General features: G+C 43.6%; 18 protein-coding genes and 1 CRISPR repeat array. Of the genes, 7 read left to right on the top strand and 11 right to left on the bottom strand.

What is annotated here, in order from left to right:
• Window positions 1-3: 3 nt before the first annotated feature.
• Window positions 4-1,383 (bottom strand): HAMP domain-containing histidine kinase, encoded by a 1,380-nt coding sequence (locus H6541_07305; GenBank protein MCB9015589.1) that lies wholly within the window; start codon window positions 1,381-1,383, stop codon window positions 4-6.
• Window positions 1,367-2,074, bottom strand: a complete 708-nt coding sequence (locus tag H6541_07300) for a response regulator transcription factor (protein ID MCB9015588.1) — start codon at window positions 2,072-2,074, stop codon at window positions 1,367-1,369. The genes H6541_07305 and H6541_07300 overlap by 17 nt, the downstream gene beginning before the upstream one ends.
• 144 nt (window positions 2,075-2,218) lie before the next feature.
• Here H6541_07300 and H6541_07295 point away from each other — a divergent pair, with 144 nt between their 5' ends.
• Window positions 2,219-3,208: a glucosaminidase domain-containing protein gene (locus H6541_07295; protein ID MCB9015587.1), complete on the top strand. Its 990-nt coding sequence runs from the start codon at window positions 2,219-2,221 to the stop codon at window positions 3,206-3,208.
• 50 nt (window positions 3,209-3,258) lie between these two features.
• On the opposite strand, the gene H6541_07290 is transcribed toward H6541_07295, so the two are convergent.
• The gene (locus H6541_07290; protein MCB9015586.1) at window positions 3,259-6,012 is read right to left on the bottom strand and encodes a hypothetical protein; all 2,754 of its coding nucleotides are present in this window, start codon (window positions 6,010-6,012) and stop codon (window positions 3,259-3,261) included.
• 183 nt (window positions 6,013-6,195) lie between these two features.
• On the opposite strand from H6541_07290, the gene H6541_07285 reads away from it, so the two are divergent.
• Complete coding sequence (locus H6541_07285) at window positions 6,196-7,095, top strand: hypothetical protein (GenBank protein ID MCB9015585.1); 900 nt, start codon at window positions 6,196-6,198, stop codon at window positions 7,093-7,095.
• 31 nt (window positions 7,096-7,126) lie between these two features.
• On the opposite strand, the gene H6541_07280 is transcribed toward H6541_07285, so the two are convergent.
• The 4 genes from H6541_07280 to fusA all read right to left on the bottom strand — a co-directional run bounded on the left by H6541_07280 (window position 7,127) and on the right by fusA (window position 12,335).
• A complete protein-coding gene (locus tag H6541_07280; protein ID MCB9015584.1) occupies window positions 7,127-7,726 on the bottom strand; it encodes a ribonuclease HII in 600 nt (199 codons plus the stop codon).
• 1 nt (window position 7,727) lies between these two features.
• Complete coding sequence (locus H6541_07275; GenBank protein MCB9015583.1) at window positions 7,728-8,708, bottom strand: hypothetical protein; 981 nt, start codon at window positions 8,706-8,708, stop codon at window positions 7,728-7,730.
• Window positions 8,709-8,717: 9 nt separating this feature from the next.
• The gene (gene purD, locus H6541_07270) at window positions 8,718-10,007 is read right to left on the bottom strand and encodes a phosphoribosylamine--glycine ligase (protein MCB9015582.1); all 1,290 of its coding nucleotides are present in this window, start codon (window positions 10,005-10,007) and stop codon (window positions 8,718-8,720) included.
• 246 nt (window positions 10,008-10,253) lie between these two features.
• Window positions 10,254-12,335, bottom strand: coding sequence for an elongation factor G (gene fusA / locus H6541_07265; GenBank protein MCB9015581.1), 2,082 nt, complete (start codon window positions 12,333-12,335; stop codon window positions 10,254-10,256).
• Between the two features lie 534 nt (window positions 12,336-12,869).
• Here fusA and H6541_07260 point away from each other — a divergent pair.
• Together H6541_07260 and H6541_07255 are read left to right on the top strand one after the other, a co-directional pair.
• A complete protein-coding gene (locus tag H6541_07260; protein ID MCB9015580.1) occupies window positions 12,870-13,172 on the top strand; it encodes a DUF2752 domain-containing protein in 303 nt (100 codons plus the stop codon).
• An 18-nt stretch (window positions 13,173-13,190) separates the two neighbouring features.
• Complete coding sequence (locus tag H6541_07255; GenBank protein MCB9015579.1) at window positions 13,191-13,547, top strand: TM2 domain-containing protein; 357 nt, start codon at window positions 13,191-13,193, stop codon at window positions 13,545-13,547.
• 143 nt (window positions 13,548-13,690) lie between these two features.
• Here H6541_07255 and H6541_07250 read toward each other — a convergent pair whose 3' ends face one another.
• The 4 genes from H6541_07250 to H6541_07235 all read right to left on the bottom strand — a co-directional run bounded on the left by H6541_07250 (window position 13,691) and on the right by H6541_07235 (window position 17,067).
• Complete coding sequence (locus H6541_07250) at window positions 13,691-14,602, bottom strand: dihydroorotate dehydrogenase (GenBank protein MCB9015578.1); 912 nt, start codon at window positions 14,600-14,602, stop codon at window positions 13,691-13,693.
• An 86-nt stretch (window positions 14,603-14,688) separates the two neighbouring features.
• Window positions 14,689-15,498 carry a dihydroorotate dehydrogenase electron transfer subunit gene (locus tag H6541_07245; protein MCB9015577.1) on the bottom strand — a complete coding sequence of 270 codons (810 nt, stop codon included), beginning with the start codon at window positions 15,496-15,498 and terminating at the stop codon, window positions 14,689-14,691.
• A 63-nt stretch (window positions 15,499-15,561) separates the two neighbouring features.
• On the bottom strand, window positions 15,562-15,999 hold the full coding sequence (locus H6541_07240; GenBank protein ID MCB9015576.1) for a DUF5606 domain-containing protein: 438 nt from the start codon (window positions 15,997-15,999) through the stop codon (window positions 15,562-15,564).
• Between the two features lie 198 nt (window positions 16,000-16,197).
• Window positions 16,198-17,067: a glycosyltransferase family 2 protein gene (locus tag H6541_07235; GenBank protein MCB9015575.1), complete on the bottom strand. Its 870-nt coding sequence runs from the start codon at window positions 17,065-17,067 to the stop codon at window positions 16,198-16,200.
• A 200-nt stretch (window positions 17,068-17,267) separates the two neighbouring features.
• On the opposite strand from H6541_07235, the gene H6541_07230 reads away from it, so the two are divergent.
• The 3 genes from H6541_07230 to H6541_07220 all read left to right on the top strand — a co-directional run bounded on the left by H6541_07230 (window position 17,268) and on the right by H6541_07220 (window position 21,641).
• Window positions 17,268-19,898 carry a valine--tRNA ligase gene (locus H6541_07230; GenBank protein MCB9015574.1) on the top strand — a complete coding sequence of 877 codons (2,631 nt, stop codon included), beginning with the start codon at window positions 17,268-17,270 and terminating at the stop codon, window positions 19,896-19,898.
• A 237-nt stretch (window positions 19,899-20,135) separates the two neighbouring features.
• Window positions 20,136-21,056: a class I SAM-dependent methyltransferase gene (locus tag H6541_07225; protein ID MCB9015573.1), complete on the top strand. Its 921-nt coding sequence runs from the start codon at window positions 20,136-20,138 to the stop codon at window positions 21,054-21,056.
• 393 nt (window positions 21,057-21,449) lie between these two features.
• On the top strand, window positions 21,450-21,641 hold the full coding sequence (locus H6541_07220; GenBank protein MCB9015572.1) for a cold shock domain-containing protein: 192 nt from the start codon (window positions 21,450-21,452) through the stop codon (window positions 21,639-21,641).
• Between the two features lie 142 nt (window positions 21,642-21,783).
• Window positions 21,784-22,817: a CRISPR direct-repeat array (repeat unit 31 nt; unit sequence GTTTCAATTCCAGAGATGGTTCGATTGATAG).
• Window positions 22,818-22,865 lie beyond the last annotated feature (48 nt).

The raw sequence follows: 22,865 nt of genomic DNA, 5'->3' as shown, positions 1-22,865 counted from the left end.
TGTTCAGGTGAGTTGGTAAGGGAGCCACACATCAACATTTGTGCCTTCCCCTTCGTCAGATGTTATATTTATTTGGCCATTGTGAAGTTTAACAATTTTTGAAATCAGCGATAAACCTATGCCGTGGCCTTTGATGGTCTGGGCGTTTTTAGCCCTGTAAAACTGTTCGAAAATATGGGGCAAATCGTCAGCACTGATGCCGATTCCCTTGTCAGAAACCCTTATATGTACCTGATCGGGGTTGTAATTGAAGATTACTGTAACGGGTTTGCCTTCTGAAAACTTGCAGGCATTGTCAACCAGGTTTACAAATATCAATCGCAGCAGATTTTCGTTTCCCATGATGGCCAGCTCCTGGTCTTCATCGCTTGTGTTATCGTTGATAAAAGTTTCAATACTGTATTCGGGGTGCAGTCTGAGAATTTCGGCCTGTGTTTGCAGAAAAAGTTCGTCGAGCCTCACCGGATTGATGCTCAATGCACTTAAATCCTGGTCTGAACGGGCAATTTCCAGCAGGTTGTTCGAAAGCGATGTTAACCCCCGGGCATCGTCGAGTATTGAGTTGAGTACTTTTTCATATTCAGGAGCTGTGCGGGTTTTCATCAGGGCTACCTCAATCTGGCTGGTAATTGAAGCCAGCGGTGTTCGCAATTCATGAGAAGCATTTGATACAAAACTTTTCTGTACCTGAAATGCCATTTCAATCCGGTTGAGCATTTTATTGAAGGTGATGGCCAGATTGGCAATTTCATCGCTTCCGTTGCCTTCGTCAACCCGCTGGCCCAAATTGGATGCAGTGATGGTTGAAACCTGCTTTACCACTTCTGATATGGGTTTTAGTGCCTGTTTTGAAAAGAAAAGGCCGGTAAGTACAGTGAGTGCAATTGAAGCTATCAGCCCTATTACCAAAACCAGCAGCAGATTGTTGAGCTTGTTGATGCCATATTTGTCTTCGGCAGATGAAAATACGACAAACCGCCGCAATCCGTTGGAGTATAGCAATCCAACAGCTTCACGGTTGCCCTGTCTGAAATTTATTTCTTCTTTTGATCTGACTTTTGATAACAAATCTTCGGTAATGTTCAGGCTAGATGAGTCAACATTCATGTAGATGCGGCTGCGTTTGAAGTAATCAAAAACCACAACTTCGTCGCCCAGCAGGGCACTGTAATTGCTGCTGTCAATAATTCTCAGCAGGTTGTCGTCAATTTCCTTGACTTCAATCAGCAATTTGGCTGTGTTGATGGCGCGTTCTTTTAAACGGCTTGAGAATTCCTGTTTTCGGTAAGTGGCAGATAAGGTGTAAATAAGGAATGAAAAGGTAATAAGAATACCTCCTACAAGCAAGGCAAATGAAAGCGATAGTTTAGTTCTGATCTGCATCCTGCTCGGCTTCTTTTAAAACATAACCCATACCAATATGCGTGTGAATCAGTTTTACAGGAAAGTTTCTGTCAATCTTTTTTCGCAGAAAGTTTACATAAACTTCAATCACATTGGTGCCGGTGTCAAAATTGATATTCCAGATTTTTTCAGCAATATCAGCTTTCGAAATTACGCGGCCTTTGTTTCTGACCAAATACTCAAGCAGCGAAAACTCCTTGGCTGTGAGGTCAATGGCTTTGTCGCCCCTGCTAACAGTTTTGCTGTCTACATCAATCACCAGGTCGGCAACCCGCAAAATGGTATTTCTGACGGTTTCTGTTTGTGAGCGTTTCATCAGGGCTTTTATCCTGGCCAGTAATTCTCTGAATTCGAAAGGCTTGACTATGTAATCGTCAGCGCCTTTGTCAAATCCGAGCAATTTATCTTCGGTGCTGCCCAGGGCTGTGAGCATAATGATGGGTGTGTGAGCATTTTTTTGCCTGATGTTGGCGCATAATTCATATCCATTGATTTGCGGAAGGTTAATGTCCAGAATAATCAGGTTGTATTCATTGGCATTGGCCAGCCGCTGACCAATAAACCCATCATAAGCCACATCGGTCAGGAATCCGCTTTCTTCCAGCCCTTTACTGATAGAATCAGCCATTTTTACATGATCTTCAACAATTAAAATTTTAGGATCCGGCATAATGACAGATTTTAAATTGAGTATAGGTGGTTTGCCCGACTAAATTACGCATTTTAACGCTTGGTGTGCAAATTATCGTATATACTTTTCGGATTGGCATAGGCGCGGGTTTATTATCTTTGCTGAAATTTTTAAAACCGGCCTATGTTCCGAAACGTTTTGTTTTCAGTTTTCTTTTTATCAGCATTTTTGTCGTCATTTCAGGGGACATCCCAGTCGTTGCCAGGGAAAATTTCTTACAAGGAGTATATCAATACATACAAGGATATAGCGATTCGCAAAATGCACGAATATAAGATTCCTGCCAGCATTACACTGGCACAGGGGCTGCTTGAATCGGGTAGTGGCAATTCTGAACTGGCGCTTAATGCCCGGAATCATTTTGGGATAAAATGCCATAAAGAGTGGACCGGCATGACCTACACCATGGATGATGATGAGAAAAATGAATGCTTCAGAAAGTATAATTCACCTGAGGAGTCGTTTAATGACCATTCGCTTTTTCTTACTACCCGACCACGGTATGCAGGGCTTTTTAGCCTTGACCTGCGCGATTATAAAGGCTGGGCCCACGGGCTTAAAAGTGCGGGTTATGCCACCAACCCAAGGTATGCCGAAATGCTTATCAAAATAATTGAAGAAAACGAACTCTATCTCTATGATAACGATGCAGGGGAGGCACTGGCCGACAACCGGAAAGACAGAAAAAATCGTCACCAAAAAGATGGTTTTCAGGCCGAAGAACCTTTGAAGGCGCGCAACTTTACTTTTGTTGAAGTGGCTGAAGGGAATCGGAAAATATACGAGAATAATGGTGTGCGCCTGATTTATGCCAGGCCGGGCGATGATGTTCGCACCATTGCCAGAGATTTGGGTATACATGCGTTTCAGATTCTGCGTTACAACGAATTGGGAAAAAACGAAACACTTTCTGACGGGGAGGTGATTTATGTTGAGCCTAAAAAGAAGAAAGCTGCAGCTGATACCCACCTCTTTGCCAAAGGCGAAACAATGCGCTCAGTTTCTCAGGATTATGGGATAAGACTTAAATTGCTGTATAAGAAAAACCGGATTGCCCAGGGACATGAACCTGAACCCGGCACTGTATTGTATCTCAGAAAAAACAAACCCTGAAACCTTGCATTGCGCGGATTGCATTCGCCTGCGCCCCTGCACCCGTGAAGTTATTCAACCGGTGTAATAACAGGTTGCCCGGCTGAAATGCTCACCAGAATGTGCTGATTATTTTTGCCAGTTGGTATAAGCACCGGATCTGCTTCACTAGTGAGCTTTCCAGTTGTTATAAGTTTCCCCTTGCCATTCATTACAATAACTTTTCCTGATTTTTTATCTCTTACAGCCAGATAGGCCAGACGGTCAGCAGAACCTGAAATAAATGGCTTTCCAAAGTCTGCGTTTTTCATATTGATTTCACCAATCATTTTTTTCATCCGGTTGAATACCACAATGCGATCTTTACCGCCAAATATAAAATCAGGCGTGCCGTCTTTGTCAAAATCAAGGTATTGAAAGAAAGGGTCTGTGCCAAAGTTCCCGAAATCGCTTTCAGAAGTTTTGCCAGTGGCATCTACATAGGCCAGTTTGCCTTCGGCAGAAGCCATCAGAAATATGCCTTTGCTGTTGGTTGCATTTTCATAAACACCGGAGTTTGCCGACTTGCGAAACTGTGCTGAAACCTGTATTCTTGTTCTGCCGCGCCGGTCAGTTATTTGAAGCCGCCCATCATTGTTGGCTGCAATTAAATAATCTTTACCGGCAGTTCTGATAAACTGCACCTGGCCTGAATAACCTTTGTCAGCCATGGGTTTTTGCCAGTCGGAAAGGCTTTCACCTTTCAGGGTGATATTATGGAGCCGCAAATCAGTTCCCTGGTATACCACCCGGTAATCTTTTTTATGGTCATAGTCAAATACCGAAATTTCGTCCTTGATTCCCGTCTTTAACCTCACGGGTGATGTTTTTAGTTCATTGCCTTCGGTGTCGATTATATGCAGTTGGTTTTCTGTTGCAATGATATACTGAAGGCCTCCGTTGCGATAGTAATCAATCTCTGATACCGTGCCCAGTGGTTTGTCTTTACAGTTGAATGTCCATAACTCATGGCCTTGCGTTGTGAAACATTTTACCTGATGGTCAGCTGCATAAAGGATAAATCTCTTTTCGGTGCTTTTTTTACCCTTTACCGCAAAAAGCGCAGTTGGAATAGCCTTGTTTTCCCGGGTTATGGTGGTTTTGTCAGCCGAAACAAGCGTTTTTTCTGCAACAGATGTTTGCGTGTCAGGTGTTGTTGTGCTGGAATTGGCTTGCTCGGAAAGGCTATTGTTATTTGATGATTCTAAGTTATTTCCTGAGCCTGTGATGGCAAAAGCATGGGTGTAAATCAGCTGGCCACCGCCACTGTATTGTATGCAGATTAAGTCTGAACCTGCCGGTGCAGCTGCCCAATTCAGCGATTGCTTTCTGCCTTCTGCCTGCACATTTCTTTTTAAATAGGGCAGACATGCCGTTGGTTTAATAAAAACAAGGATATTGCTTTTTTCGCCAATTTGTTCGCTTACTGAAGTATAGGTCTGGGTGGTTCCCAATAAAAGGTTAGCCTGACTGTTTTTAAGATACTGTTTAAGCAAAAACGCTGAAGGAGAAAGCAATACAAAACGGCTGGTGATATGGCAGTAAAGTTTTTCGTTTATGGCAAACAGCTGTCCCCAAAGTCTGGATGGCAGGTTGCCTGCGGTGAATACCTGCAGCGTGTCGTCATAAGGCGCAAGATAAGGTTTCAGGGCGAGCCGGGCGCTGTCGGGGTTGCTTACTTCTATCAGCAGCAAGCGCGACAGGTTATTGCCATTAAAATAATCATCAGTAGCCGCGATGGCAATGTTTTTGCCGGCCCATGCGTTTATCTGCTCCTTTCTTCTGAAAATTTCATGAGAAATAAGCCGGTTGGCCGAATCGTAGCCTGCCACCTGCAGGGTGTCACTATGGCTTATTTTTTCAGTATAAAGCAATTGGTTGCTCAGCGAAAGGCTTACGGCAAAGGCTGTTTCGCGTGGCAGCTGAGCAAGTATGGTTTCTGATACAGCTTCCTGACCTTCCATCAGGTTATCACCTGTTTGAGTGGCCGTAAATCCGTCCATCAATACCTTATTTTCTTTTATTTTCAAGTCCAGCGTCGTCCACGAAGTAAAAGGTGAGCCTTCAAAATCGAGAGGACCGGGTTCGGTTTGCATCAACATGGACGCCAACACCCGGTTATGGATAAGCATAACGCCATCGACCAGCTTGCCCGAAGTTTCCATCAGGCGCGAAAATGATTTGTTTGTGGTCAGATTTTCAGGAGCATACAATGTGTTGAGCGACCTGAGAAGCAGGTCGCGGTTATAGGTAAAAGCCAGAATTCCCCTGCTGATATAATACCATACATCAACATTCTGGTTGCTGAGATGATAAATATCGGCATGCTGATTTTTGATTTTTTCAATTTTTAAACCGGGGTAGAGCTCTTCAATTTCTCTGGTGATTCGGCCTGGTTTGGTTTTGCCGATAAAAGTAGCATATAGAAAGTCGGGCTGGTTTCCTTTGTCAGGAACTATGGCCATCATCACCTCGTCATGCTCCAGTATCTCTTTAAAAAAGCTGCTGAGTGTTGTCAGCGATTGGCTTTTGAGGGCGAGGGTGCTGAAGCCGTATCTGATTTTGCTGTTTTCAAGCAATCCAGCCAGCGCCGACGATTGCACGGTTTCTGCAAAACGATTCAATGACCCGGCTTTAATAACCACAGCCGACTCAACGGGAATGGCGCCGGCAAGTTGCGCAACAGGCTCTTTCAGAAACAGATAGTATGACCGAAGGGCCATCACCGAAAAAACAAGCCCCGTCAGTATTACTGCCGCTATCAGGTAATTACGTATTTTCTTCATTTTCTGAAGGTATAATGCTCAAATATAAGGGCATTTGAATGAGGATTCAAGTTCAGGCATGAATACTAATGAACATCTTCATGTTGATAAATTGCTGAAAAGAATTGGCCACTGCATGCATTTTTCAAATTGCTTTTCATGATGAAAAAAAATGCGTACGTTTGAAACGAAAATACATATCCGATGAAAAGAATCCTGAATTTTTCCTCCCTGACTCCGGCTTTGTTTACTTTAACCTTGCTTTTGTCTGCTTTTTTAACCAGCCGGGCGCAGGACCAGTTTTACTCTACCCCCGAACAGTGCAAAGAGCGCAGCGGACTGGAGTATGGAGCCATTGCCGGTATCTATATTTCAGGCGGAGCTTCGGCTGATTTTTATTCGGGTAAACCCGGGAATGAAAATAATGTCAATTATGTGTTTAAGAATAAATACAGATACGATGAAATTTTTTATCTGACAGGGGCTTACGATACTGTATTTGTGAAGGAATATCCTGAAAAGATGCGCTACAATCCGGCTTTTTCGTTCGGACTGTTTGCCAAATATGATTTAAACTGTCACACAGGCATTTATGTCCAGTTTTCATATGCCAAGCTCAGGGCCAAAGATGTGGTAACGGTGGAGGTTGACCCCAAGGAATATCTGACTGAGCCCGACATACGATTATATCCTATTCAGGGAACAGAAGAACGCAATATGGTTGATTTGGGTTTTACTCATGCTTTTGGTCAGAACAAGTTTGCCCGATTCACTATTGGAGGTGGCATAAGCATGAATAATTCTCTGGTAAAGGAGCACATCATACGGATTGAAAACAAATCATTCAACCTGGTGAATGTTTACGGCAGCAATTCTTATGTTCCCGGAGGGACACAGCAGGCATATGAAATCAGGCAGGGGGGCATAGGTTTTGGCATTTTCGGAACTGTTGGAGCCCGGTTTGAGTTTAGTCCGGCCATTGCCATTGAACCTGGCTTTACACTATATTACAAGCAAATAAAGATTGACCCTTCGAATGGTTTTACGCCTCATTTTAACTTCTTTGTGAAGCTTTGTTTCCGCGATTTGCTTAGCTTTTCATAATTGAGTTGAATGAGCCCCTGATGATGTGAAGCTAAAGCGGAAGTCTCAACTGCTCTTTTATAATAAAACTTTTCCGGTGCCAGACGGATTGGCCATATTCCATCACAGCTTTGCGATGAAATGCGGTTGGGTAACCTTTGTTCCTAAGCCAGTCATATTCAGGAAACTGCTGGTGCAGTTGCAGCATAAATTCGTCGCGGTGAGTTTTGGCGAGTACCGAGGCTGCTGCAATGGACATATACAGGCTGTCGCCTTTAATGATGCACTGGTGGGCTGTTTCAGGATAAGGGATAAATCGGTTTCCATCAATCAGAAGCAGCCCGGGAGATGGTTTTAACCCTGCAATGGCCTGATGCATTGCCCTGATGGAGGCCTGAAGGATATTGATACGGTCGATGACATCAGGTCCGACAGAAGATACCTGCCAGGCAACAGCGTCACGCTCAATTTCAACCCTCAAACGGTTACGCTGCTTTTCAGTCAGTTGCTTTGAGTCATTCAAAACCGGATTCACATAGTCGTCAGGAAGAATAACAGCGGCAGCAAATACAGGCCCTGCCAGGCAACCTCTCCCGGCTTCATCGGCTCCGGCTTCTCTGACTGTACCTTGCGCGTATCTTGTTCTGAGCATCTTACACGTTGATTCTGTTGGCGATGATGGTAAGCAGTGCAAGTAAAATGACTGCATCCATAAACCATGTCCGGCGGCTGTTGATAATGGTGTATGAAAGGGCTGCAGCCATCGGTAGAAACAATACCGGAAGCAACATTGAAACATTTGAGCCTGCGATGATTATTACCCCAACACCTGCAAAGGCAAACTGAGCTGTTATCCACATTTTTTTACGCAGACTTATAATTTTTTCGCTGGCATCTGTCAGAAACCGGGCCAGCGAAATAAGTCCTGTAAAAGCTAACGCACAAAGGGTGATAAATGGCATTGTTGCTGGCTTGATCATGTGAAATGTCCAGTTTCTGAAATAATTTTCATAAACAGCGATGATAAATGCCAGGTTATCGTTCCAGAAATAGAAGAAAGCCAGATATATATATGGAATAAGTAATCCAAGTATTGAGATAACCCATTCGCGCCAGCTGTTTATCCGGTAAGTAAACATTCCGAACCAAACAAAAAGAGTAAATACAATAAGTTCGGGAATAAACATGGAAGCAACAGCTACGGCCATTGTGGCATTCAGAATCATATATTTCGGACTCTGTTCGCCGTAAAGGTTGAGTATATTGTGCATACTTACCATCAAAAGCAGTAAGCTTACTTCAGTAATGATCAGGTAGATGGCATCCGGTGTATAGAGCATCAGCAGCATTGTCATTACTGCCGGAAACAGTGAACTGCGCAGGCCAACTTCGTGCCTGATAAGCATTGCATTAAACAACAGTGAAATAACCAGAAGCAAGGCAATAGACAATGGCTTGAGCAGCAGCGGGTTTGCGCTTAGCCAACCGTAAAGCCAGGTACCGGCAGTAGCTACAGGCAGTGGGGGCAAAATGCTGCTAAAACTTACCTGGGGTGTGAAGAATAAAATCAGCACAATAACAACCAGAATAAGCAAGTGGGTGATGACTCCTGATAAAGCAAGCTTTTTTAGCATCTGCTGATTCTATTTGGTAAGATGAAGATCGAATCCAATGTCGGTTCTGAAATTTTTGCCTTCAAAATGAATTTGGCCAGCGGTTTTGTACGAAAGGGCCAGGGCTTGTGCCATATCAGTGGCCGTAGAAGTGACCGCAATTACCCGCCCTCCGGCAGTGACTACCTGCTTGTTTTCCTCGTCAAATCTGGTCCCTGCATGAAAGAGCATACTCGGCAGGTCGGTATCTGGTAACTGAATAAGATGACCTTTGCTGTAATTGCCGGGGTAGCCGGCCGAAACAAGCATAACTGTTGCTGCACAGTTTTCGTTAAACTCGATGGTGGCAGATGCCAGCGATTGGTCTGCTACTTTTCGGAAAAGAGAAAGCAGGTCGGATTTAATACGGGGCATCACCGACTCCGTTTCAGGGTCACCCATTCTGACATTGTATTCAATCACATAAGGTTCGTTTTTAACACTGATAAGTCCAAAGAAAATAAAACCTTTGTAATCAATGGATTCTGACTGAAGTCCTTCAATGGTAGGTTCAATAATGCGCTGTTTTACCTTTTCCATAAAGATTTCATCGGCAAAAGGAACCGGCGAAACGGAGCCCATGCCGCCAGTGTTTGGCCCGGTATCGCCTTCACCTATACGTTTGTAGTCTTTGGCTTCGGGTAGCAAAATCCACGATTTTCCGTCGGTAAGCACAAATACCGATAATTCAATGCCGCTCAGAAATTCCTCAATCACCACTTTTTCTGATGCTTTGCCAAAGCGGGCATGGTCAAGCATATCAGTTACTTCACGGGTGGCTTCCGCAAGTTCGTTGCAAATAATAACTCCTTTGCCTGCAGCCAATCCATCGGCTTTTAAAACATACGGAGGTTTAAGAGATGATAAAAATTCAATGGCAGCAGTTGTTTCGCCTGTTGAGAAAGTACGGTAGGCGGCAGTTGGTATGCCGTGTCTTTGCATAAATGATTTGGCAAAGCCCTTGCTGCCTTCCAGCCGCGCACCTGCTGCTGATGGTCCTATTACCGGAATGCCAGTGAGCAGCCCGTCACCTTTGAAAAAGTCGTAAATACCATTGACCAGGGGCTCTTCCGGGCCAACCACTACCATGTCTATATCGTTTTCCAGAACAAAGAGTTTGATAGCTTCAAAATCATTGACATCAATGGGTACGTTGATGCCGGTAAGTCCTGTGCCGGCATTTCCGGGGGCGATGTAAAGTTTTTGTATTTCAGTACTTTGCGAAAGTTTCCATGCAATAGCATGTTCACGTCCGCCTGAACCAAGCAGTAGAATATTCATGAGGCGTAATTTTTTGCAAAGAAAATGAAATTATTGTTACCATCGGGCTTAAGTCAGCGGCTGTTCTGTTTGATTCTGTCTTTGTGTGACCATGAGAAAGGCCGCCAACCTGATGTATTATGCACCGTCACAGCCCTCTGCTTGCTGCCTGTTAGCTTGTGTTTAGCTAAAAAAGAAAATCCCGCCATCCGGAAAGTCTGAAGGGCGGGATTTTATTATATAGGGGCTGAGCCCAGTGTGATAGAATTATCTGTTGTTTTCCAGACGTTTTTTCTCGGCAATCTTTTTCAGTGCTTCTTCCTGAACAGCTTTGGTTACAGGCATGTACTGGTAAAACTCCATTGAATAGTTGGCGCGTCCGCTTGAGAGGTTGCGCAAGGTGGTTGCATAACCAAACATCTCCATCAAAGGTACATAACCATTAAGTTTTTGAGAGCCTTTGCGGTGACGGCGCATCGATTCAATTTTACCTCTGCGTTTGTTCAGGTTACCTACGATATCGCCGATAAATTCATCAGGAACGTTGATTTCAATTTTCATAACCGGCTCAAGCAGCAATGGTGTTGCTTTCATGAAGCCTTGTTTGAAACAGATGGACGAACAAATCTGGAAAGCAAAGTCAGATGAGTCAACCGGGTGGAACTGACCGTCGAGCAGTACAACTTTAACGTCAACAACAGGGAACCCAGCCAATACACCATCAGCCATTGTTTTAACAATACCTTTGTTAACCGAAGGAATGTACTCGTTTGGAATAGCACCACCCTTGATTTTGTCAACAAATTCATAACCCTTGCCTTCGTTGGGCTCAAGTCTGAGGTAGGTCTGGGCAAACTGTCCTTTACCACCCGATTGTTTTGAATGTCTGTATTCAACTTCAACTTCCTGTGAAATGGTTTCACGGTAAGCAACAGAAGGTTCGCCCACAACAACTTCGATTCCAAACTCATGTTTGAGCCTGTCAACCAGAATTTCGAGATGCAACTCGCCCATACCGGCAATCACTGTTTCTTCGGTTTCTTCGTCGAAACGGGCATGGAATGAAGGATCTTCATTTACAAGTTTGGAAAGGGCTTCGCCAAGTTTTCCCTGATCTTTGCGTGAAGCAGGGTTTATTTTCAGCTCAATAACACTGGGTGGAATATGAATAGATTCGAGGTGAAGCTGGTTTTCCATGTCGCACAATGTGTCGCCGGTTTTGGTATACTTCATACCAATAAGCGCAACAATGTCGCCTGGTCCTGCTTCGCTCACCTCTTCGCGATCCTTGGCGTGAATGCGCAGGATGCGTCCGATACGCTCGGGTTTGCCTTTGGTTGAGTTCATTACCTGCATTCCGCTGCGGAGTGTACCTGAGTAAACCCTGACAAAAGTTTGCTGACCTACATAAGGATCATGAATGAGTTTGAATGCCAATGCTGCAAAAGGCTCTTTTACCGATGGGTTGCGATGACGTGCCTTTTCGTGGTCGTCGACATCCATTCCAACAATAGCTCCTTTGTCAACTGGTGACGGCAGGTAGTCAACAATAGCATCGAGTAACTGAACAACTCCTTTGTTTTTATAGGCTGCACCACAGAAAACCGGGGTAATCAGCAGTTTTAAAGTGGCTTCGCGGGCTGCTGACTTAATCATTTCAAGCGGCACCTCTTTATCTTCAAGGAAAAGCTCAAGAATTTCTTCGTTGAAGTCAGCCAGCTTTTCAATCATGGTCTGTCTGTATTCATTGGCCAGGGCTTTCATCTCTTCAGGTATTTCAGAAGTGATGGTTTCGGTATCCTGGAAAGTATACATTTTAAAGGAAATCAGGTCGAGGATACCTTTAAAGTTCTCTTCCAGTCCGATAGGAAGCTGAAAGGCTACTGCCCGTGCGTCAAGATTTTCATTCATCTGTTTTACAACCTCATGAAAATCAGCGCCGGTGCGGTCAATTTTATTTACAAAAGCAATGCGGGGTACTTTATATCGTTCAGCCTGATTCCAAACTGTTTCGCTCTGCGGTTCAACACCTCCAACAGCACAAAACAAAGCAACCATTCCATCAATAACCCTGAGCGAACGTTCAACTTCAACTGTAAAGTCTACGTGACCCGGGGTGTCAATGATGTTGATCTGATGGCCGTTCCACTGACAGGAAATGGCTGCGGATGCAATGGTGATACCACGTTCCTGCTCCTGTTTCATAAAGTCCATGGTAGCCTGTCCGTCATGAACTTCTCCCATTTTACGATTTACACCGGTTAAAAAGAGAAGACGTTCGGTTGTGGTGGTTTTACCAGCGTCAATATGAGCGGCTATACCAATGTTTCTAAGTTTGTTAAATGACATGATTGGTTTTGATAAATGAAAAATAACGGTTCAGTTCAGGCCTGCAAAGCAAATAATATTTTATGACCTTTTGACAAACAGAAGGTTAATTAATTCTTAAGTTTATTAGCAGGGAACAAAATTGGAGGCCTGAAACGGGCGGCAAAATTAAACATTTTTATTTAATGTCTGACATTGAACAAATAATATTATTTTTTTCTCCTGCCAACCTCTCTGCTGTTTTTATTTCCATTCTGTGCATGCATGGCTTGTATAGTCATTCCTGTTTATTAAATATGGTAAACAGTTTATTCGCTGCATGCTGATTTGAGTGTATTGGTGCCGGTTGATGTTTTGTTTCAGCCATGTTTTGATGAGGGTGCTTTTCACCTTGTTTCTGACGCGCTGATAGCATGGTTTGTCAAAACTCCGGCCTGGTTAAGCGCCATTCACAGGCCTTTTTTTACCTTTGAGGGCAGCAAAACCCATATTCATTCAATTTATCTTTCAAATCGTAAAATCATGCCTTACATTTGTTTTTTCAACAGTAAGACCATGAAACCCGATTTCAGGCACTTTGGGCAGTTGCTAAGGGCAAGATTTGAAGCATTTGTATGGATAACAGGACTGACGCTGATGGCCGTTATGTCGCCTGTTGATGCTCATGCCAGTTTTTGTCCGCTTAAAAACCTGGGCTTCAGCTTTTGTCCCGGATGTGGCCTCGGCCACGCCATCGCCTGGCTTTTCAGAGGTGATCTTGTGCAGTCGTTTCATGCTCATCCGTTGGGGATAGCTGCAGTTTTGATTCTTACCTGGCGCATTGTTGATATTTTCAGAAAACCTGTATTGTATTACTAAACTAAAATCAAACATAAAATGGCAAACGTACTTTTACACCTGCCCGAGTTGCAGGGAATGGAACTAAATCATGTTCAGATGCTGATTAAAGACTTCAGCGACAAGCAGGCTGCACAGTTTGCTGTTATTTACCGCGCACGCCGCAAAGACCCTCAGATGATATTGCTCACCTGTTTGCTTGGATTTATTGGTTTTGCCGGTATTCACCGCATTCTGATTAACCAGATTGGCATGGGAATCCTTTACCTGTTTACCGCCGGCTTGTGTTTTATTGGCACTATTGTAGATGCGGTAAACTATCAGTCGCTGGCTTTTGAATTTAACCGCAATGTTGCCAATGAAGTGGCTCCACTTGCCAAATCAATTGCTGACTAAGTATTTACTCCGGACTGGTTTTTTAACATAATTAAAAACTCCTGCCTTGCTTGTCGCCAATCAATCATTTGCTGGTTGAATGGTCGTTGCAGGGCAGGAGTTTCTATTACAGGCTGCGTTTTTTCTAAAATATCGGGGTTTGTCTAGCAAATCAAACCGCCAATCAGCTCATTAACATCGTTTATTTGATGGCGATTAAGGTAGTCATCGATGCCTGCAATAATATTCATGGTAGTTCGCGGGTCAACAAAATTGGCGGTGCCTACCTGTATAGCTGTAGCACCGGCAAGCATAAATTCAATGGCATCAGCGGCTGTTGAAATGCCGCCAATTCCGATTACAGGTATTTTTACAGCCCGGGCTACCTGCCAAACCATGCGCAGGGCAATGGGTTTAATGGCTGGGCCTGATAATCCGCCCGTGATGGTAGATAAAACAGGTTTGCGTTTTTCTGCATCAATAGCCATGCCTAACAGGGTATTGATGAGCGAAACAGCGTCGGCGCCAGCCGCTTCCACAGCCTGGGCTATTTCAGCAATACTGGTCACATTGGGCGAAAGTTTAACTATCAGGGTTTTATCATACACTTCGCGAACAGCCCTGGTAACAGCAGTGGCAGAAGGGCAACTTGTGCCGAAAGCCATTCCGCCTTCTTTTACATTAGGGCACGAAATGTTTAACTCAATGGCTGCAATGTGTTCCAGCTGGTTCATTTTACGGGCAACTTCCACATATCCTTCAACGGTTGAGTCGGATACATTGGCAATTACACTGTTGTTGTATTTAAGTAGTCTAGGGTAGATGTGCTCCACAAAATAATCAATCCCCTTGTTTTGAAGTCCTACGGCATTCAGCATGCCCATAGGTGTTTCGGCCATACGAGGATAAGGGTTGCCTTCGCGGTGGCCCGATGTGGTGGCTTTAACCAGAATTCCGCCAAGCGCATTTACATCAATAAAATCATCAAATTCTTCACCATAGCCAAACGTGCCCGATGCTGTCATTACCGGGTTTTTTAAATTCAGGTGGTGCAGTTTAACAGATAGATTGGCCATTTTTATAATTGCGTGATGGTTAATATTTTTGTCTGACTGTCTCTTGTGAGGAGTAGCAGCATGCTTAAGGGCAATTGGGTGAGGTTTTATTTATTGATGGAACAGCCTACCTCTGTTTCGGCGCTCCAGCCTTTGAGATCTTTTGAGTTGAATACAGGGCCTTCGGTGCATACGCACTGGTGCCCTTTGTGGGTGTCAACCACGCAGCAAAGACAGGCGCCAATGCCGCAGGCCATTGTGTTTTCGAGCGACACCATACAAGGAATGCTTTGTTTTTCAGCAATATGAGAAACAGCCCGCATCATGCCGTCAGGGCCACAGCAATAAATGGCCGAAAACGGAAGTTTTTCCTGTAGCATAACAGTGTGCGCAGTTACCATTCCTTTTTGTCCCAGGCTGCCGTCTTCTGTTGAAATAAGTACTTCGCCAAATTGACTGTATTCAGCAGCAAGCAGTATGTCTTTCTCTGTTCGTCCGCCAATAAGCATGGTTACCTGATTGCCGTTTTTTTGCAGCTCGGCTGCCAGAAACCATAGCGGAGCAACGCCGCAGCCGCCGCCAACCAACAGAACTTCTGAATTTTGAGGGATGGTAAATCCATTGCCCAGAGGCAACATGATGTTCACGGTGTCGCCTGCCTGCAAGGCTGCTATTTTGCGTGTGCCTTCACCTACTGATTTAATGATCAGGTGCAGGGTGTTTTTCTCATAGTCAATCCGGTGAATGGAAAAAGGCCGCCGCAGGTAGGTTGCCGGCGAATTGTCTACTTTTACCTCGGCAAACTGTCCGGGAACCATTGCAGGCAAGGGTTGGTCGCAGCTCAGCTCAAGCAGGTTATGGTTGTAGTTCAGACTACTGTTCGACAGAACTTTAAAATCGATAAGATGCTTTTTCATCAGCGTATATTGAGTAGGAAGTAAAAATAGAAAAAAAGTCCGTAAACAATACGGACTCTTTAATTATTCAGCTTTGGTTTCTTCGGTAGGAGCCTGGTCGGGCTGCTCTTCCTTTTCACTGAAATCCAGCAGATTGTGTTCTAATAGCAGGTTGTACCAACTGACAATTTTTTGCATGTGCGAAACATACACTCTTTCTTTGTCGTACTCGGGTAAAACATCGCCAAAGAAAGCTTTTAACTTATTGTTATCTCCTTTAAAATCAGGTGTTGCTTTTCCTTCCAGTTTGTCGAAAAAGTTTTTCAAAACTTCCTTCAATGGTTTGTCCTCAGTTTCTGTGAAAATGCTGATTTCCTCAAGCGAGCTGATTTTGTCGTGGGCAAATGCCTGAATGCGTTTCTGATCAATAATTGATTCAACAATAATTCCGTTTTTGGCCTGAGCTACCATCTTGTAAAGTCCCGGTTTACCAGCAATGGCCATAATCTCTTTCAAATCCATACGCGTATGTTATTTATTTTTGGCAAAAGTAAGAATTATTAGGAATAATGAAAATCTGAAAAAGGATTTAAACAAATGGTTTTTTGTTGATGATTCCCATATGCGGCGTAACAGATAAGTGATTTCGCGATGCCCGGTTTTCTGTTTTTTACTTGTGGTGCTTTATGGGTTTTGCGATGGTGAGCTGGTTGTAAGTGATTATATTATTTTATAGTTTTTGTATTCACCCGGGCGCCAGCCGCTCAACTCTTCAATGGTGTGCAGTATTCTTGATTTTAATGGAAGCCTTTTTGTGGTCGGGTCGAAGGTGAAATGCCAGTTTTGTCTCTCAATTCTGGGTTGCATCACAGCAGGGTGGCTGGCATTGAAATGCGCCAGTGCATCAATATTTGAATAGTCAAAGCTATCAACTTTTGGTATTTTCTTTTCAACCCACTCATCGTCGTGCCACAGTTTATTGAAATACTCCTGTTTGGCTTGCTGGGCTTCGGGTGGTTTTACCCATCCGTAGTGGTACATGGTAGCTTCGGCCTGTTTTACCCTGAGCGGTGTGTTGTTTTTTCTGAAACCCTGGGCATCGCGGTACGACCTTATCTGTTTGTTGTTGCGGATGATTCTTACTTCTTTTCGATACCACCTGCGGCTGTCGCCCACATAATCATATGAACCGTAAAAATGCAGGTAATTGAGCAGCAGGCCTTCTACTTCAGGGTGGTCTTTCCAGCGGAGCATGGCTTCCTGAACATGGTCGTGGTATTTTTCGTGCAGCACTTCATCGCCTTGTATGTAAAATGCCCAGTCGCTGTCGCTGCTGATGGCGTCAAATGCCTTGTCGGTTTCAACTGCCAGCACGCGCCCGCCCTCGCGCAGACTATCGTCCCAAACAGTGTCGATGATATTGATTTTTGGAGAATCGATGGATTCTATCAGGGCACGGGTTTGATCGTCAGATTTACCAACAGCTACCACAAACTCATTGCACAACGGTAGTATGGATGTAATGGCTTCTACCACAGGGTAGTCGTACTTAACAGCATTGCGGATAAAGGTAAAACCTGAAACTTTCATGACCTGATTGTTTATCCGGCAAAGGTAAATGTTTGAACTGAATATGCCTGCATCCCTGCAGGGGTTAGTGTAAGGCTTTTTGTAGCTTTATTTTTAACAGACATCATTAAGCCGGGCTTACATCTCTGTTTTACTTGTTAGTTGTTCACTTTCTTTTTTACTATTTTTGCACCTTCTTAAAAACAAGCATTTACAACCTCATGGAAATTCCTGCCAAATACGACCCTTCGGGTATTGAAGAAAAATGGTACCAATACTGGCTTGAAAAAAAATATTTCAAATCGGTTCCTGACGAACGGGAGCCCTATACCATTGTAATTCCTCCGCCTAATGTTACCGGTGTGCTGCATATGGGCCATATGCTCAACAATACCATACAGGATGTGCTGGTGCGCCGTGCCCGTATGATGGGCAAAAATGCCTGCTGGTTGCCGGGTACCGACCATGCTTCCATTGCTACCGAAGCCAAAGTGGTGGCCAAACTTAAAGAGCAGGGTATTGATAAAAGCAGCCTTACACGCGGGGAATTTCTGGAACATGCCTGGGAATGGAAAGAAAAACATGGGGGTATTATTCTTGAACAGCTGAAAAAACTGGGTGCTTCCTGCGATTGGGACCGCACAAAGTTTACAATGGATAAGGATATGTATGAGTCGGTGATTCAGGTGTTTGTCGATTTGTACAACAAAGGTCTGATTTATCGCGGTGTCCGCATGGTTAACTGGGATCCTAAAGCACTTACCGCTCTGTCCGACGAAGAGGTCATTTACAAGGAAGTTAATTCAAAATTATATTATCTCCGTTATAAAGTAGAAGGTACGGATGATGAATGGGTAACCATTGCGACTACCCGCCCCGAAACCATTTTGGGCGATACCGCCGTTTGTTACCATCCTGAAGACGAGCGTTTTCAGCATCTGGCGGGCAAAAGGGTACTGGTGCCGCTTATCGGCCGCTCTATCCCCATGATTGGCGATGAGTATGTTGACCGTGAGTTTGGTACCGGATGCCTCAAAATTACCCCTGCTCATGATATCAACGATTATCATATCGGTATCAAACACCGCCTTGAAACCATTGATATTTTTAACGACAATGGCACCCTTAACGATAAAGCTCAACTTTATATCGGCGAAGATCGTTTTGTAGTGCGCAAAAAGATTGTTGCCGAACTACAGGAAAAAGGCCATATTGTTAAAATTGATGAATATGTCAACAATGTGGGCTTTTCTGAACGTACCGATGAAGTGATTGAGCCCAAACTTTCGGTACAGTGGTTTCTTAAAATGGCCGACATGGCCAAGCCGGCACTCGATGTAGTGATGAACGATACCATTCATTTTCATCCTGAAAAGTTTAAAAATACTTATCGCCACTGGATGGAGAATGTACGCGACTGGTGCATCAGCCGCCAATTGTGGTGGGGACAGCGCATTCCGGCATGGTATCTGCCCGATGGCGAAATTATTGTGGCCATCAACGAAGAACTGGCACTTGCTAAAGCCCGCGAAATTACCGGCAATGCTGCTCTTGCCCTTTCTGACCTTACACAGGATGAAGATGTACTCGATACCTGGTTTTCATCATGGCTGTGGCCGATTTCAGTCTTTGATGGTATAAGGAATCCTGAAAATGAAGATATTAAATATTACTATCCGACCAACGATCTAATTACTGCTCCTGAAATTCTCTTTTTCTGGGTAGCCCGCATGATTATGGCCGGACAGGAATACCGCAACGAAATTCCGTTTAAAAACGTTTACCTTACCGGTATTGTCCGCGATAAACTCGGCCGCAAAATGTCGAAATCACTCGGCAACTCGCCCGACCCCATCGATTTGATTGCCAAGTTTGGCGCCGATGGCGTGCGTGTGGGTATGTTGCTTACTTCACCTGCCGGTAATGACTTGCCTTTTGACGAAAGCCTTTGCGAACAAGGCCGCAATTTCAGCAATAAAGTATGGAATGCTTTCAGGTTGGTGAAAGGCTGGAACGAAGACCCGACACTGTCCCAGCCTGCATATGCTGCCATCTCGGTTAAATGGTTTGAAGCAAGGCTGAATCAGGCCCTGCTGCAGATTGAAGATAATTTTGACAAGTATCGCCTGTCGGAAGCCCTGATGACTGCCTATAAGCTCGTTTGGGACGATTTCTGCTCATGGTATCTCGAAATGGTAAAACCTGCCTATCAGCAGCCCATTGATAGTCGCACCCTGCAGGAAAGTATCGGTTTCTTCGAAAAACTGATGAAGGTTTTGCATCCGTTTATGCCTTTTATTACCGAAGAAATTTATCATATATTAAATGATACCGCTGACAACACCAGCATTATGATTGCCAGTATGCCTGTTGCCGGAAATGTGGATGAAGGTATTCTTGCCGCTTTTGAAGAAGCCAAAGAGGTTATCATTGGCGTGCGCAACGTGCGAAAAGAGAAAAATATAGCCTTTAAGGATGCCATTGAAATGCAGGTAAAAATCTCAGGCCCTGCGGTTGAACATGGTTTTGAGGATGTGATTTCCAAGTTAGGCAACATCAGCCAAATAAGCATGGTTAACGAAAAACCCGGTGCAGCTGCTGGTTTTATGGTGAAAGCTACCGAGTATTATATCCCGTTGGGTGAAGCCATTGATATGGAAGCCGAAAGAGCGAAACTCCGCAAAGACCTTGAATATACTGAAGGGTTTTTGAATTCGGTGATGAAAAAGCTGGGCAACGAACGTTTTATGGCTGGTGCCAAACCCGAAGTGATTGAAGTTGAACAAAAGAAAAAGGCCGATGCCGAAGCTAAAATTCAGCTGCTGAAAGAACAGCTGCAGGGGCTAAAGTAATACAGGCCTTTACAGTATTTTTTTCCTCCGGTAAATGCCGGAGGTTTTTTTTGCCTGTTACCTGCGGCTACATTGCCCTGGCATTCAAATGAGGTGTTTTTGCAACTGCTGGTATTGATAGCATTTCATTTTTGCGCTGCCTGAGAAGCTTTTCGTGTAATCATTTCTATGGAATAGTCGAAATGACCAGTATTGGTTTTAAAGTTATATTTTTGAACTGAAAAACAATGAGTCCAAATGACAGCTCTGAATCAAGCCAACCTGCAACAGATGGCATCCGCTGTTTTTGAAGCTATTGACAGGCAGATATGGCTAAATCGCAATGCCAATCTTTTTGCTGCCGGGCTTTCGGCCGGCTTTTCGGCCGAAATAGAGGCTGTAAGGCAAAATCCGGCCTTTGAGTTGCTGAAACAGCAAGCTGGTTTTCGTGAGCAGGTGATTGCTTACACCGTGCAAAAAGTGCTTTCGGCCTTTTATGATGCCAATCAATTTATTGAAGTCAGCCATGCGCAAATAACTCAGCTTCACACCATCTATCAACAGTTATTTGACGATTTATACAGCAGGCAAAATTTGCAGATTACTGCCGAAGCCCATTATAACCGGCTGAGTTTGTGGTTAATCAGTTCAAACCCCTATCTGGCGCGCATCAATCCGCCTGAAAATGAAAATGTAGCCCGCGTGGTTTGTGCCAACTATTCGCCGGCTTTTCAGCTGGAGGTGCTGGGCATTCAACCTGAGGCTTTATTAGAACCTGTGCTTGACCTGGGTTGTGGCGATAATGCCTTGCTGGTGAGCTTTTTGCGCGAAAAGGGTGTGGATGCTCATGGCCTCGACCGCTCATGTCATTTGTCGCAACCCTGGATAAAATCATGCAGTTGGTTCGAAACTGAATTTAAAAGAGGGGAGTGGGGGACTATTCTTTCCAATATGGCTTTTTCGGTGCATTTTATGCACCATCAGCTGCGCGACGATGGTGACAAAAAGGCCTATGCGCTGAAATACGCCGAAATTGTCAGATCACTCAAACCCGGTGGCAGCTTTTATTATGCCCCTTCGCTGCCGCAAATGGAAAGCCTGTTGCCCGATGGAAAGTTTAGTCTTAACCGCACACCAGTTGCTGCCGGACTGTTTAAAACCCATTTAAAAAGGCTTTAAATGCAGTTTAAACCAAGGTTAGGCCATTTTGCTGATAGTAAAATCTCCCTGCCACAAACCTGCATGCCTCTCTTAATCATGTGGATAATTGCCTGAATTGTGATCATTTTTGCACTCGATTGGGTGTTTTGCAGCCATTTTAGTGCCCGTTAAAACATAAATCAGGCTTGTTTGGCTTAAAAAAAGTATGATTTCGCTGCGAATCAGCAAAAATAACCCTTGTATTGAAGTGTTTGCAATGCTTTCAATATCAAAGAGTAATAGATTTATAGGCGGATGAATAATAAGGAAAGATGAAAAAATATTTACTTTTCCTTGATTTTTTTGGTACTGAATGTAATGCGAATACAATTTTGTTTAAATTTGCCTTTATTTTTAATTTTTTAATAGATTATGAAAACAGGAAAAGTTAAATTCTTCAATGAATCAAAAGGTTACGGATTTATTCTCGACGACGAATCCGGAAAAGAGTATTTCGTTCATGCTACAGGTCTTGTTGACCGTATCAATGAAGGTGATTCAGTAACATTTGAACTTCAAGAAGGCAAAAAAGGCTTAAACGCCGTAAAAGTAAAATTAGCCTAACTTTATAGTTTAGCTTAAATCTTTTACCCCGCTCATTGGCGGGGTTTTTTTATGTTTGATATTTAGCAAGAGAAGGGCATAAAATCGGTGATAGTTAGATTGATAGAGAGGCTATTTTGGGTGATACACCTTTAGTGCAGGTATTTCAATTTCAGAGATGGTTCGATTGATAGGATTCATCATTGGAGGTTGAATTTTGTAAAACCTCAGTTTCAATTCCAGAGATGGTTCGATTGATAGATTTATTGCTGGTGAAGCTAACTGTACACTTCAGGTGTTTCAATTCCAGAGATGGTTCGATTGATAGCTTTTATCTATCATTAGCCCAGTGTTTCTAATTGTGTTTCAATTCCAGAGATGGTTCGATTGATAGAAAACTGCCGATTAGATTCACAACGGGGTTTATTTAGTTTCAATTCCAGAGATGGTTCGATTGATAGATAGGGGATTCAGGCCGTCTGATTGCGCAGTCGGAGGTTTCAATTCCAGAGATGGTTCGATTGATAGTATTTTACTGCCCGTGGACTGAAATGTATTCACGAGTTTCAATTCCAGAGATGGTTCGATTGATAGGAAATGGCTCAAAGCTTGGTATTAATTAACACACTCGTTTCAATTCCAGAGATGGTTCGATTGATAGGAAAAGTATAATGTATTATTCGCTTAATGAATTGATGTTTCAATTCCAGAGATGGTTCGATTGATAGAAAGAAATTACTATTTCAACCGCTCGAAACGTTTGAGTTTCAATTCCAGAGATGGTTCGATTGATAGCCTTTTCCCATTATGCAAAAAAGAATCAATCAGTTTGTTTCAATTCCAGAGATGGTTCGATTGATAGTTTGTATAAATTAACTGCGTGTTTTGATTTGCCGGAGTTTCAATTCCAGAGATGGTTCGATTGATAGGTATCTCTGATTATAGCGCACTTGAATTTACTGATGCGTTTCAATTCCAGAGATGGTTCGATTGATAGATTTTGCTACAAGCGTTGCCGCGCTGCTTAAATCCGTTTCAATTCCAGAGATGGTTCGATTGATAGAATTTGCAGCCAACTCATGAGCCAGTTCGATTGAAAGTTTCAATTCCAGAGATGGTTCGATTGATAGTGTTTATCTTGTAAATGTTCCCGGCTCAACTCTTTAGTTTCAATTCCAGAGATGGTTCGATTTATAGTAAAATAAGAGAGATGTTTTTGTTTGGAATTTTTACGTTTCAATTCCA

This window comes from Lentimicrobiaceae bacterium, from assembly GCA_020636745.1.
In the GTDB taxonomy this organism is placed as follows: Bacteria; Bacteroidota; Bacteroidia; order Bacteroidales; family Lentimicrobiaceae; genus Lentimicrobium.
The sequence above is the reverse complement of the archived record's forward strand: the minus strand, read 5'-3'. Positions and strand labels throughout refer to the sequence as shown.

Excerpts from the sequence above, each read along its gene's own strand:
- H6541_07250 (MCB9015578.1), bottom strand. The coding sequence starts at position 14,602 with ATGGCCAATCTATCTGTTAAACTGCACCACCTGAATTTAAAAAACCCG.
- H6541_07235 (MCB9015575.1), bottom strand. The coding sequence starts at position 17,067 with ATGAAAGTTTCAGGTTTTACCTTTATCCGCAATGCTGTTAAGTACGAC.
- H6541_07260 (MCB9015580.1), top strand. The coding sequence starts at position 12,870 with ATGAAACCCGATTTCAGGCACTTTGGGCAGTTGCTAAGGGCAAGATTT.
- H6541_07290 (MCB9015586.1), bottom strand. The coding sequence starts at position 6,012 with ATGAAGAAAATACGTAATTACCTGATAGCGGCAGTAATACTGACGGGG.
- H6541_07245 (MCB9015577.1), bottom strand. The coding sequence starts at position 15,498 with ATGAAAAAGCATCTTATCGATTTTAAAGTTCTGTCGAACAGTAGTCTG.
- H6541_07300 (MCB9015588.1), bottom strand. The coding sequence starts at position 2,074 with ATGCCGGATCCTAAAATTTTAATTGTTGAAGATCATGTAAAAATGGCT.
- H6541_07275 (MCB9015583.1), bottom strand. The coding sequence starts at position 8,708 with ATGCTAAAAAAGCTTGCTTTATCAGGAGTCATCACCCACTTGCTTATT.
- H6541_07280 (MCB9015584.1), bottom strand. The coding sequence starts at position 7,726 with ATGCTCAGAACAAGATACGCGCAAGGTACAGTCAGAGAAGCCGGAGCC.
- H6541_07285 (MCB9015585.1), top strand. The coding sequence starts at position 6,196 with ATGAAAAGAATCCTGAATTTTTCCTCCCTGACTCCGGCTTTGTTTACT.
- H6541_07305 (MCB9015589.1), bottom strand. The coding sequence starts at position 1,383 with ATGCAGATCAGAACTAAACTATCGCTTTCATTTGCCTTGCTTGTAGGA.
- H6541_07240 (MCB9015576.1), bottom strand. The coding sequence starts at position 15,999 with ATGGATTTGAAAGAGATTATGGCCATTGCTGGTAAACCGGGACTTTAC.
- fusA (MCB9015581.1), bottom strand. The coding sequence starts at position 12,335 with ATGTCATTTAACAAACTTAGAAACATTGGTATAGCCGCTCATATTGAC.
- H6541_07225 (MCB9015573.1), top strand. The coding sequence starts at position 20,136 with ATGACAGCTCTGAATCAAGCCAACCTGCAACAGATGGCATCCGCTGTT.
- H6541_07230 (MCB9015574.1), top strand. The coding sequence starts at position 17,268 with ATGGAAATTCCTGCCAAATACGACCCTTCGGGTATTGAAGAAAAATGG.
- purD (MCB9015582.1), bottom strand. The coding sequence starts at position 10,007 with ATGAATATTCTACTGCTTGGTTCAGGCGGACGTGAACATGCTATTGCA.
- H6541_07255 (MCB9015579.1), top strand. The coding sequence starts at position 13,191 with ATGGCAAACGTACTTTTACACCTGCCCGAGTTGCAGGGAATGGAACTA.
- H6541_07295 (MCB9015587.1), top strand. The coding sequence starts at position 2,219 with ATGTTCCGAAACGTTTTGTTTTCAGTTTTCTTTTTATCAGCATTTTTG.
- H6541_07220 (MCB9015572.1), top strand. The coding sequence starts at position 21,450 with ATGAAAACAGGAAAAGTTAAATTCTTCAATGAATCAAAAGGTTACGGA.